Origin of the sequence: Glycomyces albidus, assembly GCF_009451885.1 — a bacterium.
Taxonomy (GTDB): Bacteria; Actinomycetota; Actinomycetes; order Mycobacteriales; family Micromonosporaceae; genus Glycomyces; species Glycomyces albidus.
Genome location: NZ_WIAO01000009.1, coordinates 153,064 through 168,168, shown reverse-complemented (window position 1 = coordinate 168,168; position 15,105 = coordinate 153,064). Strand labels below are relative to the sequence as shown.

The 15,105-nt window shown below is 71.0% G+C and carries 14 protein-coding genes; 8 read left to right on the top strand and 6 right to left on the bottom strand.

The genetic code is table 11. From position 1 onward, the window contains the following. The first annotated feature begins 123 nt into the window (after positions 1-123). Together GFD30_RS10180 and GFD30_RS10175 are read left to right on the top strand one after the other, a co-directional pair. Positions 124-447, top strand: a complete 324-nt coding sequence (locus tag GFD30_RS10180; RefSeq protein WP_153025064.1) for a hypothetical protein — start codon at positions 124-126, stop codon at positions 445-447. Positions 448-788: 341 nt separating this feature from the next. After that, on the top strand, positions 789-3,833 hold the full coding sequence (locus GFD30_RS10175; protein ID WP_153025063.1) for an NACHT domain-containing protein: 3,045 nt from the start codon (positions 789-791) through the stop codon (positions 3,831-3,833). 134 nt (positions 3,834-3,967) lie between these two features. On the opposite strand, the gene GFD30_RS10170 is transcribed toward GFD30_RS10175, so the two are convergent. After that, positions 3,968-4,363 carry a RidA family protein gene (locus GFD30_RS10170; protein WP_322633133.1) on the bottom strand — a complete coding sequence of 132 codons (396 nt, stop codon included), beginning with the start codon at positions 4,361-4,363 and terminating at the stop codon, positions 3,968-3,970. 111 nt (positions 4,364-4,474) lie between these two features. Here GFD30_RS10170 and GFD30_RS10165 point away from each other — a divergent pair, with 111 nt between their 5' ends. After that, positions 4,475-5,476, top strand: coding sequence for a helix-turn-helix transcriptional regulator (locus GFD30_RS10165; RefSeq protein WP_153025062.1), 1,002 nt, complete (start codon positions 4,475-4,477; stop codon positions 5,474-5,476). Here the strand turns inward: GFD30_RS10165 and GFD30_RS10160 are convergent. After that, positions 5,442-6,866, bottom strand: a complete 1,425-nt coding sequence (locus GFD30_RS10160; protein ID WP_153025061.1) for an MFS transporter — start codon at positions 6,864-6,866, stop codon at positions 5,442-5,444. The genes GFD30_RS10165 and GFD30_RS10160 overlap by 35 nt on opposite strands. Before the next feature lie 109 nt (positions 6,867-6,975). Between GFD30_RS10160 and GFD30_RS10155 the strand changes: the two genes are divergently transcribed. The 3 genes from GFD30_RS10155 to GFD30_RS10145 all read left to right on the top strand — a co-directional run bounded on the left by GFD30_RS10155 (position 6,976) and on the right by GFD30_RS10145 (position 9,693). Next, positions 6,976-7,824, top strand: a complete 849-nt coding sequence (locus GFD30_RS10155; RefSeq protein WP_456071414.1) for a helix-turn-helix transcriptional regulator — start codon at positions 6,976-6,978, stop codon at positions 7,822-7,824. A 35-nt stretch (positions 7,825-7,859) separates the two neighbouring features. Then, complete coding sequence (locus GFD30_RS10150; protein WP_153025059.1) at positions 7,860-8,768, top strand: transglutaminase-like domain-containing protein; 909 nt, start codon at positions 7,860-7,862, stop codon at positions 8,766-8,768. Between the two features lie 301 nt (positions 8,769-9,069). Continuing rightward, positions 9,070-9,693: a hypothetical protein gene (locus GFD30_RS10145; RefSeq protein WP_227996024.1), complete on the top strand. Its 624-nt coding sequence runs from the start codon at positions 9,070-9,072 to the stop codon at positions 9,691-9,693. Between the two features lie 12 nt (positions 9,694-9,705). Here GFD30_RS10145 and GFD30_RS10140 read toward each other — a convergent pair whose 3' ends face one another. After that, entirely contained in the window at positions 9,706-10,098 is a 393-nt protein-coding gene (locus GFD30_RS10140; protein WP_153025058.1) for a winged helix-turn-helix transcriptional regulator, read from the bottom strand. Positions 10,099-10,260: 162 nt separating this feature from the next. On the opposite strand from GFD30_RS10140, the gene GFD30_RS10135 reads away from it, so the two are divergent. Beyond that, positions 10,261-11,706: an MFS transporter gene (locus tag GFD30_RS10135; RefSeq protein WP_153025057.1), complete on the top strand. Its 1,446-nt coding sequence runs from the start codon at positions 10,261-10,263 to the stop codon at positions 11,704-11,706. 85 nt (positions 11,707-11,791) lie between these two features. On the opposite strand, the gene GFD30_RS10130 is transcribed toward GFD30_RS10135, so the two are convergent. Genes GFD30_RS10130 through GFD30_RS10120 form a run of 3 tightly spaced genes read right to left on the bottom strand, consistent with a single transcriptional unit; the run spans position 11,792 to position 13,202 of the window. Continuing rightward, on the bottom strand, positions 11,792-12,334 hold the full coding sequence (locus GFD30_RS10130) for an RNA 2'-phosphotransferase (RefSeq protein WP_153025056.1): 543 nt from the start codon (positions 12,332-12,334) through the stop codon (positions 11,792-11,794). Positions 12,335-12,340: 6 nt separating this feature from the next. Further along, positions 12,341-12,766 carry a hypothetical protein gene (locus GFD30_RS10125; protein WP_153025055.1) on the bottom strand — a complete coding sequence of 142 codons (426 nt, stop codon included), beginning with the start codon at positions 12,764-12,766 and terminating at the stop codon, positions 12,341-12,343. A 55-nt stretch (positions 12,767-12,821) separates the two neighbouring features. Beyond that, positions 12,822-13,202: a DUF1304 domain-containing protein gene (locus GFD30_RS10120; RefSeq protein ID WP_153025054.1), complete on the bottom strand. Its 381-nt coding sequence runs from the start codon at positions 13,200-13,202 to the stop codon at positions 12,822-12,824. A 136-nt stretch (positions 13,203-13,338) separates the two neighbouring features. Between GFD30_RS10120 and GFD30_RS10115 the strand changes: the two genes are divergently transcribed. After that, the gene (locus GFD30_RS10115) at positions 13,339-15,102 is read left to right on the top strand and encodes a hypothetical protein (RefSeq protein WP_153025053.1); all 1,764 of its coding nucleotides are present in this window, start codon (positions 13,339-13,341) and stop codon (positions 15,100-15,102) included. The last annotated feature ends 3 nt before the right edge of the window (positions 15,103-15,105 follow it).

The window sequence follows — 15,105 nt, the reverse complement described above, 5'->3', positions numbered from 1 at the left end:
ATGGACGGGCAGGACCGACAGGTCAGAACGAAGGCACTCGACCGAGGCCAGCAATGGCTCAGGTCAGGTCCTGCCCGGTGTACCGCCTGTGGCTTCAAACGGTACGACCCCAGACTGACAGCGATGGCTGACCCGACCGTGCCCGACCATGACCCGTACAACCTCCGCTCAGACGGCGAACCCGGGGTGGACGGCTACCTCGGCGACTTCCGGCGCGGGCCGGCGGTGTTCACCCTCTACCGGCTCGGCTCCGACCCGGGCCGGGCGCTGACGGTGACCGACTACCTCCTCGACGTCGACGACGGCGCGGGCCCGCGCGAATGCTGCCGCTTCAACGACGACCCCGAGGGCGTCCCGGAATGGTCCCCGGCCTGGGAAAGCGACGAGTGGTGCCCCTGGCTCATGGAGCAGTGCCTGGCCCTCATGGCCGAACCCGACACCACCTGAGCCCCTGAACCGCTTCGCGCCCGACCGGCTCGGCCGCGGAGCCCCCAAAGGGACGGCGGCGGCGGACCTGCGCACTTCCGCGGCGACAAGTCGCCAACAGCGCCGCCGCCGTCCCCGGGGGCCGGGCCGCCCTGGGACACAGGCCGACGAGTGGCCTGCGGCGGAACGCATCCGGCATGATCAGGCCGAGCCGTCCCGGTGTTCAGCCGGCTCCGCCCCTTCGCTGTCGAGTCCCCGCTCTGTCGCCGCCTTTCGGTACGCTGCTCGATATCCCTCGGCTGCGCCTCCGCATCACGCCCGAATGCCTCCGCGCGGTCTTCTGAGCACTTAGGGGTCGGCCGATGTCGGTTGTCGGAAGAGTCGTCGTCTCGATCCTCGGCCTGGCCGGCGTGCCCGCTGCCTGGCTCCTGATCCGGCAGAACCTCGCCGAGCCCTGGCTCGCCGTCGTCCTCTTCATACTCTTCGAAACCGTCGTCGCTCTCGGAGCCATGGTCATATCCGTCGCCCACCAGACGATCCGCCGGCGCCTCGAACAAGTGGCCAATGTCGTGGACCTCGCCCTGGGCCGCAGGGTCTCCCGCTACGCCCGCCACTACCGCCGCTACGTCCTCGAAGAGAACGCCCACCTCAACGCCCGCGACCTCGCCCACACCCCGAGCCACATCCCCGAGCTCGATGCGGTCTATGTGGACGTCGGCCTCGTTCCGGGCTCACCCTCGGCGAGGTCCGGCGGAATCCTTCCGCACACCCCCGACGACGGTCGCGAGCGCCGCCCGATCCACGAATTCCTCGACCGCAAGGAGCCCACCGTCCTCGCCGTCATCGGGGCCCCAGGCGGCGGCAAGACCACCCTGCTGCGCCACACCGCGAGCAGAGTGGCGAAGGCTCCCAAGCAGGAGCAGCGCCGCCGCATACCGGTGCTGGTGGCCTTGCGCGACTTCGCCGAGCTGATCTCCACCGACCGGCACCTGGATCTGGCCGGCCTGATCCGCGAAGCCGTCGGCAGGCTCGCCGTCGCCGAACCCGACGGCTGGTGGGAAGTCCAATTGCGCGAAGGGAACTGCGTCGTCCTCCTCGACGGCCTGGACGAAGTCGCCCGCACGGTCGACCGCACCGCCGTCTCCGAGTGGATCGAACGGCAGATCAGCAAGCACGCCGCCAACGACTTCGTGATCACCTCCCGGCCCCACGGATACCAGACCGCCGTCATCCCCCAGGCGACGGTCGTCCAGGTCCGGCCGCTGACCACCGGTCAGATCTGGCACTTCGTCCACACCTGGTGCCTGGCGTCGGAGCGGCTCGCCACCGGCAAGACCGGCCCCGAGATCGACCGCCGCGCCTCGGAGGAGGCCGAAGACCTGCTCGGCCAACTCGTCAGCGCCCCCGCACTCCAAGAACTCGCAGTCAATCCGCTGCTGCTGACGATGATGGTCCTGGTCCACCGCGAACGCCGGGCCCTGCCGTCAGGACGGGCCGACCTCTATAACCAGGTCTGCGATGTGATGCTCTGGCGCCGTATGGAATCCAAGAAGCTGGAGGTCAAGCCGAGCGGCGTCGTCCGCCAGCGCATCCTCGCCGCGCTGGCCTACGAGATGATGCTCGGCGAGACCCGCGACTTCCCCCGGGCAGAAGTCGTGGCGGTCTTCGACCGGATGCTGCAGAGCATCGACGCCGAAGTCACCGCGGAAGCCCTCCTCGAAAGCATCGTCGATTCGAGCGGCCTGCTGATCGAACGCGAACGCGACCTCTTCGCGTTCACTCACCACACCCTCTGCGAATATTTGGCCTCCGTCCACATTCGCTCGCAGGGGCTGGTCTCGGTGTTGATCCGCGAGATCGAGAACCCCTGGTGGCGCGAGACGATCCTGCTGTACGTCACGGACACCGATGCGAGTGCGATCGTCGAAGCCTGCCTCGAGCGCGACTCCGGCGCCGCACTCTCGCTGGCGTTCGACTGCATCCGCAACCACGGCCAGATCCACCGACACCTCCGCGAGCGGCTCGACGCGTTCCGGCGACAAGCCTTCGCCGACGACGCCACCCCCGAACACCGCCTCCGCGTCGCCCGGGCGCTGGCGACCGGTCACTTCAGGACGCTGGTCGCCCTCGAGAACGGCACCCTGGTCTGCTCGGAACCGGTCCCGGAGAACCTGTACTGGTTGTTCTGCAGGGACACCGGAATCTTGCTCCCCGATGGACTGCACTCCCTCAGCACCGACACCGACCGCCCGGCCCTGGGCATGTGGCGGGGCGAGGCCGAGCGGTTCGTCGCCTGGTTCAACGAGGCGGCCGCCGAGGAGAGCGGGTCGAGGTTCCGAATCGCGTCCGCCGACGAAGTCGCTGCGGTACCGAAGGAGCACTTCCGCAAGCTGACGGCCAATGCCGTCCTCAGTTTTCCGGAGGCTTCCGGCAGCGGGACTGCAGCGCCGGAGCGCATGCCGTTTCTTCACCAGGCCCGAGCCATCGCCTCGATCGAAGAAACCGAAGCAGCGGAGCTGCTGCCTGATGCGGGCAGGCTTGTGGTGGGCCTCTGTCTGGCCGAGGCGGTCGCACTCGGCCGCCACCTGTCCGATGCGAGATCTCTCGATTTCGATCAGATCGGCGACATCTGCGATCGAATGGACCTCCTCCTCTCCATCGCCAGGGTGATCTGCGGCTCGGAGTGGAATCGCGTGAACTCGGTGCTCGCCGGAAGGGTTCGCAGGTTGAGGGAGCTCAATGGAAGGATCCGAGTACTCTCAGTACAGAGGGACCCGAGGATTCAGGAACGGGTCAGCCAGCTCCTGGCAGGGCTCGTTGATTTCTATGGCGATGTCGATCCCACCGATGTCACCAATATTCTCGATCCGCTGCACCTGGATGTCGCCGACCGTAAGCCGATCAGGTCGGTGATGATGGGCCTGGCGCTGGACAGGGCGCTCACCGAAGTGGAAGCGGCGTATATCGGCGCAGGATCGGGTTCTGGATTCATGCCGAGCCATGATGTTTCGGCGGCGATCGTATCCCGCTTCGCCATCACGCTGTCTACTGCCGCGCGACTCGGTACCGGTCACCGCGACCTGGAGGGGTTGAGCAGGCTCGATCGTGGTCTCCGTGAGGCTCGAACGATCTTGAAATCCTCAGTCGGACCATCTGACTGGGCCGCCGTCGCTGCGGATCGACTGCTGAGCACGGCTCATCCGATCCTGTCGCGCCAGGTCCGCGCCTCTCGTCCCGAGCTCATCAGGATCCGGACCTCAGCGCTCGTGCTCGCCGCCGAATCCGAGCTTCTCGACTTTCCGGAAGAGGCTGAAGAATTCCGAATGGTCGCAGATGGAGCGTCCTTGCTCGAGGACCGCCTTTCAGGCCGAGCGCCGCTGGAGGTCCTCTTTCTTGCGCGCGAGTAGGGTCCTGCCGGAGATCCGTCCGGAGTTCCGTTCTGAGCGCTTCCGGGAACCGGGCGGGAATCGCAGGCAGGCCCGCTCTTCGAGTCGGGCCCGCCTGCGGTGCGGTGCCTTGCTGCGCCGTCAGCCGATCGGCATCACGCCACTGCCGTACCTTCGAGTTCGACCATCTGGCCCGGGATCGCCAGGCGGGTCACGCCGAGCATCGTGGTCGCCGGTGCGGCGCCGGAGGCGCCGAGCTTGCCCGCGAGCACGCCGTAGTGCTGGAAGAGCAGGTCCACGTCGGTGGTGTAGACGTTGAGCCGCACCAGGTCCGCCAGGGACATGCCGGCCTCGGCGAGGACGCCCTCCAGGTTGGCGAGCGCCAGCGCGAGCTGGCCGGCCATGTCGCCCTCGTGCTCGGGCTTGCCGTCCTCGCTCATCGCGGTCTGCCCGGAGCAGTAGAGGGTCCGGGTCTGCCCGGAGACGAGTTCGCCCTGGTTGAAGCCCATCTCCACCGACCACGTGACCGGGTTGACTGCCGTTCGTTCGATTGCCACTGCTGTTCCATTCGGTTCGTTGAAACGACGTCGTCGACGCCGCGTCCACGAGCCTGTCAGGAAATCACGACATCCTCGGTCAGGTTTTCCTGATAGATTTCCGCCATGCGTGCCGATCGTCTGGTGTCCCTGGTGCTGCTCCTGCGCCAGCGCGGCCGGATGACCGCGGACGCGCTGGCGGCCGAGTTGGAGGTCTCGACCCGCACCGTGCTGCGCGACATCGAGGCCCTCTCCGCGGCCGGCGTCCCGGTGTACGCCGAACGCGGCCGCAACGGCGGCTTCGCGCTCCTGCCGGGCTTCCGCACCGAGCTGACCGGGCTCAACCACGACGAGGCCCTCGCCCTGCTCACCGCGGGATCGCAACGCGGCGAACAGGTCTTCGGCCTGAGCGCCGCGCTCGCGTCGGCCATGCGCAAGGTCGTCGACGCGCTGCCCGAGCGCCACCAGGCCACCGTGAACGATGCGGCCCAGCGGTTCCTCGTCGAGCCCGAGACCGATCTCCTCTCGCGTCGGCAGGCCGTCGAGGACGTACCGGCCGAGACGATGATCGAGGTCCGCCGCGCCGTCCTCGACGGACGGCGGCTCCGCATCAACTACGCCGCCACCGGGCAGGACCCGGAATGGCGCACAGTGGACCCGATCGGCCTGGTCACCGTCAGGGACCGCGCCTACCTGCTCGCGACGAGGTCCGGGGCCGACCGCACCTACCGGCTGTCGCGAGTGCTCGCCGCCGAAGCCCTCGCCGAACCGGCCGAGCGGCCGAACCGGGTCGACCTCGAGCGGATCTGGCGCGACCGGTCCGCGCAGTTCCTCTCCGGCGGCGACCACCTCACCGCCCTGGTGCGCGTGAACCCCACCCGGCGCGAGGAGCTGCTGGACACCGCGCTGGCCGTCCGCGCCGAGGAACCGGACGCGGACGGCTGGCTGCGGCTCGCGGTGACGTTCCAAGATGCCCGCCATGCCGAGTGGGCGCTGTGGCAGCTCGAACTGGACGCGGAGGCGCTGTCCCCGAAGGCGCTGCGAACCGCGCTCCGCGACCGGGCCACCGCGCTCGCCGCCCGCTACGGCGGCCTCAGTCTCGGAGGCGAAGGCTCAACCCGAGGTTGACCGCCGCCGAGAGCGTCTGGGCCGCGATCGTCCAGGCGAACGCCTCGCCGATGCCGAGGCCCGGTTCGAGATGCAGGAACAGCGCGCCGAGGAGCGCGAGTCCGGAGGCCATCGCGATCTGCTGGCTCGTGCCCATCGCGCCGCTGCCCACGCCGGCCCGCTCCGGCGGCACGTCCGCCAGGACCACGCGGAACAGCACCGGCAGGTGCATGCCCTGCCCGAAGCCCACCACGGCCAGCGACGGCGCGAGCCAGAGCACCGTCGTCGCGGGCGCGGCCGTCGACCACGATGACGCCACCGTCCACACCAGACTGACGAGTCCGGCGACCTGGACGCCGATGCCGATCGTGACGGCGCGTCCTCCGAGCCGCGGCGCGAGGCGCGGCCCGAGGGTCGAGCTCGCGAAGAACGCGAGCGCATAGGGCACGAGGGCGCACCCGGCGGCCACCGGGCCCAGGCCGAGGCCGTTCTGGAGCGAGACCGCGGCGGTGAACAGGAACCCGCTGAAACCGGCCATCGACAGCATCATCACCGGGACGCCCCGGCGCATCCCCGGCAGCGCGAGGAGGCTGGGCGGCAGCAGCGGCACACGGCCCGACCGCTCGGCCCGCCGCTGCGTCGCCAGGAACGCCCCGGCCGCGACGGGGAACGCCGCCAGGCAGATCCACGACCAGGCCGGCCAGCCCGCGGCCCGGCCCTCGGTGAGCGGCGCGAGCAGCAGCACCATCGCCGCGCCGAGCAGCAGGGCCCCGAGCGGGTCGGGCGGCGCGGGCCGCTCCGAGCGGGTGTCGGGGACGCTGCGCACCAGCAGCACCGCGGCTACCGCCACGACCGGGACGTTGATGAGGAACGCGGCCCGCCAGCCGGTGCCGGCCACGTCGGCCGCCACGAGCAGGCCCCCGAGGATCTGCCCGAATGCCAGCGCCAGCCCGACGGTCGCCCCGAACAGGCCCATCGCGCGGGCCCGCTGCGGGCCCGACGTGGTCGCCTGGATGGTGGCCATGCCCTGCGGCAGCAGCAGGGCCGCGGCCGCGCCCTGCGCGACGCGCGCGGCCACGAGCATCGCCGGCGAGACCGCGAGCCCGCACAGCAGCGAGGCCGCGCCGAACCCGATGAGGCCCAGGACCATCATGCGGCGGCGGCCGTGCGCGTCGCCCAGCCGACCGCCGAGGACCATGAGCGCGGCGTACGAGGTCGCGTACCCGGCGACGACCAGTTCCAGGGCGGCCGGGTCGGCCCCGAGTTCGGCGCCGATCGAGGGCAGGGCGACATTGACGATGAACGCATCCATAGTGGAGAGCGTGGTGGCGAGGAGCACGGCGAACAGCCCCGCGCCGGAGAGCACGGGAGCGGGCGGCGCCTGCGGGGGCGCGGTCGAAATCTGCGTCATGCACCGAGCCTGGACCGCCGCCGGTCCCGGTACCTGATCGCCGTTATCCGGGGACCAGGACCACCTGGCTGCGGCGCGTTCAGCGAGGCATGCTGGAGCGATGGCAACGATGACCGCCGGATCCGTGCACACCGCCTCGCCGCGCCGGCGCGAACTGGCCGAGTTCCTGCGGTCCCGGCGCGAGCGCCTGACGCCCGAGCAGGTGGGCCTGCCGCCGGGCCGGCGGCGCCGCACCCCGGGGCTGCGCCGCGAGGAGGTCGCCCAGCTCGCCGCGGTCGGCGTCTCCTGGTACACCTGGCTCGAGCAGGGCCGCGACATCTCGGCCTCGGCGCAGGTCCTCGACGCGGTCGCCCGCGCCCTGCGCCTCGACCCCTCCGAGCGGGCGCACTTGTTCACGCTGGCGGGCGCGGTGGACCCGCTGCCGCGCGAGTTCCGCTTCGAGGTGCCCGAGTCGGTGCGCACCATCCTGGAGCAGCTCGAGCCGTTCCCCGCGTCGGTGCAGAACCTCCGCTACGACCTGCTCGCGTACAACCGCACGTTCGGGCAGCTCCTGTGCGACCTCGACCGGGTCCCGCCCGGCGACCGCAACTGCATGTGGCTGGCGTTCACCGACGCGGACTGGCGGGCGGCGCTGGTCGAACGCGAGGCGACGCTCGAACTCATGGTCGCGAACTTCCGCAACGCCGGCTCCGCGCACTTCGACGAGCCGCAGTGGAGCTCCATGGTGGACCGGCTGCGGGCGGCCTCGCCGGAGTTCTGCGAGCTCTGGAACCGCTACGACGTGGCCGCCGCAGTGAAGCCGGAGAAGGTCTTCCGCAACCGGATCGTGGGCGAGCTGCGGTTCGCCGCGGAGCGGATGTGGCTGCAGCCCGAGTACGGCGTCCGGATGACGGTCTTCACCCCGCTGGACGCCGCGACGACCGCGCGCGTCGCCGAACTGCGGGCCGCGATCGGCTGACCGCGCCTGTCGGACCCGGGCGGTACGGTCGGCGTATGCACCGATCGGAGCCGACCGTGACCGCCGCCGACGACCTCGCCTACTACACCGAACCCGGGCCCTTCACCGACGCCGGAGCGCACCTCGACGCGCTCCGCGAGCTGCCCAAGGACGTCCCCGCGCTCCTGGACGCCCTCCACGGCCTGCTCATCCACCAGCACCTCACCTGGGCCTACGAAGTGGAGCACCGGTCCGAGCACGGCGAGACCGCCAACCTCCGCCGCGCCGAAGCCCTCCTCGGGCGCCTCCTCGCCGACGGCCGGCCCCTCACCGAGGCCCGCGAGGCCGGCGAGCGGGTCGGAGGGACCTGCCGCGACTTCACCGTCCTGGCCGTCGCGGCCCTGCGCGCCCACGGCGTCCCGGCCCGCGCCCGCTGCGGGTTCGGCGCCTACTTCGGCGTGCCCGCCATGGAGGACCACTGGGCGGCCGAGTACTGGAACGCCGAGGAGCAGCGCTGGATCCTCGCCGACGCCCAGATCGACGCGCGGCAGCGCGAACTGTTCGGCACCGAGATCGACGTCACCGACGTTCCCCGCGACCAGTTCATCGTCGCCGGCGACGCCTGGCGGCGCTGCCGCTCCGGCGAGGACGACCCGAACCGGTACGGCCTCACCGCCGTCGACGAGTTCGGCGACTGGTGGATCGCCGCCAACCTCATCCGCGACGTGGCCGCATTGTCCAACATGGAGATGCTGCCGTGGGACGTCTGGGGCGCCATGCCCGAACCGGAGGACACGATCGGCCCCGACCTGGTCGAACTCCTCGACCGGCTCGCCGCGCTGACCGCCGACCCCGAGCAGGCCGCCGAGACCCGCGGCCTCTACGAGGACGAGCGGCTCCAGGTCCCGGCCACGGTCCGCAACGCGAGCCTCGGCCGCGACGAGCCCGTGCTCCCCGGGGACTGAAGGCAGCGGCCTCGCGCCGCTGGTCGTCTCGACCGCGCTCGACCTCGGCTGCTACGTCGAGCCCAACGTGTGGGTCGACCATCCGCTCGACAGGGGCTGACCCCGCGGCGGCCGACCGGGGGCCGCTCTAAGCTCGGTGCCTGTGACTGCCTCGAATTCGTCCCCCGTCCAAGCCGCCGCCGGCCACAGCGCCTCCAGAAACAGCGCCTCCCGCGACAATGCCGCCCTCAGCAACGCCGCCCGCAACAATGCCGCGCGCAACAATGCCGAGTGGTGCGCGTCGATGTGCAGGGCGCACGCGATGGCAGGAGAGTTCGAGGCCGACGCCTGGGCCTCGCCGGTGCGCACGCCGGTCTTCTACCCGGACGCGGTGACGCTGGCACCGGACGCCGACGCAGCGAAGCTGCTGGCGCGCATCGACGTCGGCGCAGGAGCCTCCGTCAAGGACAGCTTCGCCGACCTCGACCTGCGCCCGCACGGCTTCCGCGTGCTCTTCGAAGCGCAGTGGATCCACCGGCCGGCCGGAGCGCCCGCGGCACCGACCGGCTCGGCCTGGGCGGTGGCCGACGACCCGGACGCCCTGCGCGCCTGGGCGCTCGCCTGGGACGGCGGCGACGGGAACGCCGACCTGTTCCGGCCCGAGCTGCTCGCCGACCCGGACGTGTTCGTGGTCTCGGGCCTGTCCGCCGACGGGCGGGTGGCCGCCGGAGCGGTGCTGAACCGCAGCGAGGGCGTCGTGGGAGTCTCGAACGTCTTTGCGGCGCAAGGCGGCCCCGACGCCGCCTGGCCGGTGGTCCTCGAAGCCGTCCACCGGCTGTTCCCCGGCGTGCCGGCGGTCGGCTACGAGCACGGCGAGGACCTCGCAGCGGCCGTGCGGCACGGGTTCGAGCCGGTCGGGCCGCTGCGGGTATGGCTGCGCGGCTGAGTCGTCCGGACGCTACGCGGCGGCCACGAGCGCGGCGTCGTAGCGCTCGCGCGCCTCGATGATGTCGGGGCGGTGGCGCTCGGCCCAGTCGAGCAGGCCGGTGAGGTGCCCGTAGAGCTCGCGGGCGGAGTCGGTGGCGCTGTACTCGACCTTCGGCGGAACGGTCGGGTAGACCGTCCTGGTGAGGAGGCCGTCGCGCTCCAGGTTCCGGAGGGTCAGCGTGAGCATGCGCCGGCTGATGCCGGGGATGCTGCGCTCGAGCTCGGTGTAGCGGACCGGGTTGCGGATGGCCGCGACCAGGATCGACACGGACCACTTGCCGGCGACCCGGTCGATGATCTGGACGATCGGGCACGCCTCGACCTGGACGTCGGACATCGGGGCGTCGCCGCACTCGTCTTTCATGGCATGTGCTCCACTTCACTGCGAGGCGTACGCGGGGGATGGCCTGGAGAGGAACATCCGTGTATCCCCCGGTACATCAAAGTGCCTTCTTCCGGATTCCTCCATTGGAACACATGATGGCTCCAGGAACAAATCGTTCCCCATGAACGCAAGGAGCCCGCAATGTCCACCGAAACGAGCCGCAGCCGCCGCTGGCTCACCGTCTTGGTCCTGCTCGCCGCGCAGGTCATGATCATCCTCGACCAGAACATCGTGACGATCGCGCTCCCCGCCATCCGCGAGGACCTCGGCTTCTCCCAGTCGAACCTGGTCTGGACCGTCAACGCCTACGTGATCCCCTTCGGCGGCCTGCTGCTCCTCGCGGGCCGGCTCGGCGACCTGCTGAGCCGCAAGTGGGTGTTCATCGCCGGCCTGGCGCTGTTCACGCTCTCCTCGGCGGCCATCGGGTTCGCCGACACGCAGTCCCTGCTGCTCGCCGGCCGGTTCGTGCAGGGCATCGGCGGCGCGATCGCCTCCGCCGGGCTCCTGGGCATGGTCGTGATGCTGCTCCCCGAACCCGCGGAGCAGGCGAAGGGCATCGGCGCCTTCGGGTTCGCCTCGGCCGGCGGCGGCGCGCTCGGCAGCGTCATCGGCGGCGTCCTCACCGAATCCGTCGGCTGGGAGTCGATCTTCTTCATCAACGTGCCGCTCGGCCTCATCGTCGCCGTCCTCGCCTGGCGCCTGCTCGAGAACGACCGCGGCATCGGCCTGCGGGCCGGGGCCGACGTCCTCGGCGCGGTGCTCGTGACCGCCGGCGTCATGCTCGCCGTCTACACCCTGATCGAGGTCGAGCACCAGGGCTGGGACTCGGCCCGCACCATCGGCTTCGGCGCCTTGGCCGCGCTGCTCCTGGCCGGGTTCTTCGTCCGCCAGGCCAAGGCCGCGACGCCGCTGGTCCCGATGCGGATCATGTTCTCCCGCAGCGTGGCCGGAGCGAACATCGCCCAAGCCCTCATGGTCGGCGCCGCGTTCGGGTTCATGTACTTCACCGTGCTCTACCTCCAGCAGGTCCTCGAGTTCGACGCGCTGACCGCCGGCATCGCGTTCCTGCCCGCGCCGCTGGTCATCGCGGCGGTGTCCATGTGGGTCGCCCCGCGGCTGCTCACCCGCGTCGCACCGCGGAAGCTCGCCATCGCCGGCCTCACCGTCATGGTCGTCGGGTTCGTCCTCTTCGCGCAGATGCGCCCCGACGGCTCGTACCTGGTGGACGTGCTCCCCGGCATGATCACCGCCCCGCTCGGCTTCGGCCTGACCATGCCCGCCCTGATGACCCTCGGCATGGCCGACTCCAAGCCCGAGGACGCCGGCGTCACCTCCGGCCTGTTCAACACCGCCCAGCAGGTCGGCGGCGCGGTCGGGCTCGCGGTCATCAGCACCGCGGTCGCCGCCCGCACCGACGCGCTCCTGGACGGCGGCGCCGCCCAGGCCGAGGCCCTCACCGGGGGCTTCCGGCTCGGTTACGGCGTCGCCGCGGTCATGGTGGCCGTCGCCCTGATCGTCGCCATCGCCGTGATCCGCGTCCGCAGCACCGAAGCGGCCCGAGCGGAACCGGTCCCCGCCGCGGTCTGACCGCGCAGCTGAAATGGTCTAGCGCGCAGCGGAAAGGGGCCGCCGTCCTCGCGGACGGCGGCCCCTTCATGTCTGCGGGGCGGTGTCAGTCGGGGAACGCGATCGCCCAGGCCGGAACGTGATCGGTCAGCCAGACGCCGTTCTCCGACCGGAAGAACTCGTGGCCGTCCGCGGCCATGCGGCCCGCGGCGACCACCAGGACCACCGGCCTGCCGCGGCGCGAACCGACCCGCACGGCGGTCGCGTAATCGGGCGAGAGGTGCACGGCGTGGCGGGCCATCGCCTTCAGGCCCTCCTCGCGGATCGCGTCGACGTACCCCTCCGCGGTGCCGTGGAACAGCTCCGCGGGCGGCTTGACCGGCTCCAGGCCCAGGTCCACGTCGACCGTGTGGCCTTGGTTGGCGCGGATGCGGCCGTCGCGGATCGCATACCGCTGCTTGTCGTTGCGGGCCACGACCTCTTCGAGTTCCTGGCGCGTCAGGCTGAAGCGCTGCCGTTCGAGGGCCGCGAGCAGCACGTCCACATCGACCCAGCCCTGCTCGTCGAGTTCGATCCCGAGCCGCTGCGGGTCGTGCCGCAGGTGGCGCGACAGGTACTTCGAGACCTTCACCAGCCGCCGGTCGTCCATCGCGGCCTACTGCACCTGCTGCTGCTGGGCCGCGGTGACCGCCTGGAGCACCGGCGCCGTCTCCTCCGGCCGGCAGAGCCGCAGGTTCACGCGCTTCTGCTTTCCGTTGGGCAGGATCCGCAGCAGGTCGGTGCCGTCGAACCACAGCCGCTCGCCCTTCGGCGGGCCGTACGTCGCCGCCCGGAACCCGAGCGGCGAGTGGAGGTGCACCGCGCCGGTCGCGAAGTCGTACGAGAGGTACGGGTTCGTGAACGTCAGAATGCCGATGAGCAGGAACAGCGGCCCGGTCACGAGGCCGATCGCGAACGCGCCGGTCAGCAGGTTCAACACCCCGACCACGGCCCACACGGCGCCGACGACGGTGAGCGTCACGGGGTACCAGGTCTTGTACCGGACCTTGAGCACGTGCGGTTGGGCGGGCGGATAAGCCATGGGGGACTCCAGTCGTCGAGGGCACATCGCAGAGGGGCGCCGCCAGCCTACAAGATCACGGCTGCGTCACCGAGAAGACCAGTGCGAGCAGCGGAAACAGTCCCTGCTTGAGCGCCGCCGAGGCCATCGAGCGGTCCCGTGCGACCAGGACCAGCGCCGCCAGGAGCATCGAGCCGCACGCCGAGACGACGAGCGTCCAGCCGACCGCGGGCTCGGCCCGCACCAGCGCGGCGCCCAGGAGCGCCCCGATCGCGAGGAACAGGTTGTACCAGCCCTGGTTGTACGCCCACGGCGCGACCGCCGCGAGGTCGGCCGGGTCGGTCTTGAACGTGCCCTTGTGGACTTTTGGGTCGGCGAAGCGCAGGCTCTCCATCACGAAGATGGAGACGTGGACGAGCCCGGCGAGCGCCGCGAAGATCTGAACGACGAGAAGCATGGAAGCAGTCTCGCGGATCGGCGTTCCGAGCGCCGGGAATCGAGTCGAATGCGACGCGCGGCGGGGCCCCGTCGGCCGGGACCGGTCCCGGCCGGGTCGTGGTGTCCTTGGGGGACCGCCGATCGAGGAGTGTGCCGTGTACCCCGAGATGGAGCCGCCGCCTTCCAAGCCGCCGCCTTCCCAGCCGCAGCCGCCCCAGTCCTCGTCGCCGCCGTTCCCGAACGCGCAGGTGCCGCCCCCCGCGTTCCCGCCCTCGCAGACTCCGCCGCCGCTGTTCCCGCCTTCGCGGTTCCCGCCCGGCGAGGAGCCGACGCAGCTGTTCATGCCGGAGGTGCCGACCGAGCCGCTGCCGCCCCGGTTCGAACGGAAGCGGCGCTACGAGCGGAAGCCCCGGCTCGCGCAGCTCGGCAAGCGCCCCTCCGGCCCTCGGCCGGCGGACTCGATCGCCGCCGTCGCGGGGAACGCCACGGCATTCGGGCTCGGCTACATGCTCATGCTCCGCCCGCGCCTGTCCGCCGCGGCGATCACCGGAACGGCGATCCTCCTGCTCCTCCTCGCCACCGACCCCGGAAACCTGACCTGGCGGCTCCTGTTCGGACTCTGGTGGCTCGCGATGTGCATGCATGCCTGGTACCTCACGCGCGGGCACGACTCAAACCTGCTCGACACCGCCGGCCGCCGCCGCGAACGCCACCTCGCGGTCGGCGCCGCCGCGCTCGTCCTGCTCGGCCTCGTCGTACTGCGCACCGACGCCTGGCTCACAGTCCGCGACGCCGAGGGCGCACACGCAGCGGGCGACTGCGAGACCGCCGTCGACACCCTCGAAGGATTCGACGCCGGCCACCGCGTCGCATTCGGCGCCATGGTCATCGAAGGCAACGAGCAGCTCGAGGCGTGCCGCCTCCTGAACGAGGCCCGGGCCGCAGGGTCGATCGAAGGCGCCGCCATCATGGCGACCTACATGGACGACTCCGAAGCACTCTGGGACGGCGCCGGACCCGAGCGCGCCGCCATGCTCTTCGACGCCGCCCTCGACCGCGAGAACACCGAAGGCAGCCTGGACCACGGCTTCCAGCAGCTCGTCGCCACCCTCGACACCGAACCGGGCCAAGAGGACCGCGTCCGCGGCGCGGTCGAGGACCTGATGGCCGGCCTCGACGGCATCCCGCACTGCGACGCCGTCGCGATCGACGACTGGATCCGGACGCAGAGCTGGGAAGCGCCCGAGCTCACCGAGCCGGTCGCCGCGGCCGCCCCGGCCGTGCCCCTGCACCTCCTCGCTTGCGCCCGCGAACGAGCCCGGAACGGCGACCTCACCGGGGCGCAGCAGACCTACGAGCGCTTCCTCGCCGAGCACCCCGACCACGCTGAAACCGCGTTCGCCGTGGACGAGCTCTACGCCGTCGAGTCGCAGATCGAGTTCGAGCACGTCGAAGCACTCCTCGACGCCGGCACCTACTGCGAGAGCCCGGCCCCGTGGCGCGACGCGCCTCCGTACGGCGGACCCAGCCCGCATCCGATGCGGACGGTCGGCCTCTCACCCGACCAGTACGGCCTCCCCGACAGCTGGACCGCCGCGACCCTCGAAGAGACCGAGATCATCGTCTGCGTCGACGGGCCCAAGCGCGGCCGGTACCTCGAATCCTGCTACTACGAAGGCAACTTCAGCCCCTACATCAACGACGAGGTCAGCTTCTACGCCACCCGCTTCGACGTCACCGTCTACCAGCTCCGCACCGGCCAGGCGGTCGACTCGTACACCGTGCAGTTCAATGGGGACCCGTGCCCCGAGATCCTCCAGTACACCTACTACTACACCGATCTCGGCCCGCCCAGCGAAGTCGAGGCCGAGGTGAGCGATGCGGACGTCCGCAGCGTCTTCGAGCGCCTCCAGGACTGAGCG

Bases quoted from the DNA above. Each gene is read 5' to 3' on its own strand.
- GFD30_RS10180 (WP_153025064.1), top strand. From the start codon at position 124: ATGGCTGACCCGACCGTGCCCGACCATGACCCGTACAACCTCCGCTCA.
- GFD30_RS10175 (WP_153025063.1), top strand. From the start codon at position 789: ATGTCGGTTGTCGGAAGAGTCGTCGTCTCGATCCTCGGCCTGGCCGGC.
- GFD30_RS10165 (WP_153025062.1), top strand. From the start codon at position 4,475: ATGCGTGCCGATCGTCTGGTGTCCCTGGTGCTGCTCCTGCGCCAGCGC.
- GFD30_RS10160 (WP_153025061.1), bottom strand. From the start codon at position 6,866: ATGACGCAGATTTCGACCGCGCCCCCGCAGGCGCCGCCCGCTCCCGTG.
- GFD30_RS10155 (WP_456071414.1), top strand. From the start codon at position 6,976: ATGACCGCCGGATCCGTGCACACCGCCTCGCCGCGCCGGCGCGAACTG.
- GFD30_RS10150 (WP_153025059.1), top strand. From the start codon at position 7,860: ATGCACCGATCGGAGCCGACCGTGACCGCCGCCGACGACCTCGCCTAC.
- GFD30_RS10145 (WP_227996024.1), top strand. From the start codon at position 9,070: ATGGCAGGAGAGTTCGAGGCCGACGCCTGGGCCTCGCCGGTGCGCACG.
- GFD30_RS10140 (WP_153025058.1), bottom strand. From the start codon at position 10,098: ATGAAAGACGAGTGCGGCGACGCCCCGATGTCCGACGTCCAGGTCGAG.
- GFD30_RS10135 (WP_153025057.1), top strand. From the start codon at position 10,261: ATGTCCACCGAAACGAGCCGCAGCCGCCGCTGGCTCACCGTCTTGGTC.
- GFD30_RS10130 (WP_153025056.1), bottom strand. From the start codon at position 12,334: ATGGACGACCGGCGGCTGGTGAAGGTCTCGAAGTACCTGTCGCGCCAC.
- GFD30_RS10125 (WP_153025055.1), bottom strand. From the start codon at position 12,766: ATGGCTTATCCGCCCGCCCAACCGCACGTGCTCAAGGTCCGGTACAAG.
- GFD30_RS10120 (WP_153025054.1), bottom strand. From the start codon at position 13,202: ATGCTTCTCGTCGTTCAGATCTTCGCGGCGCTCGCCGGGCTCGTCCAC.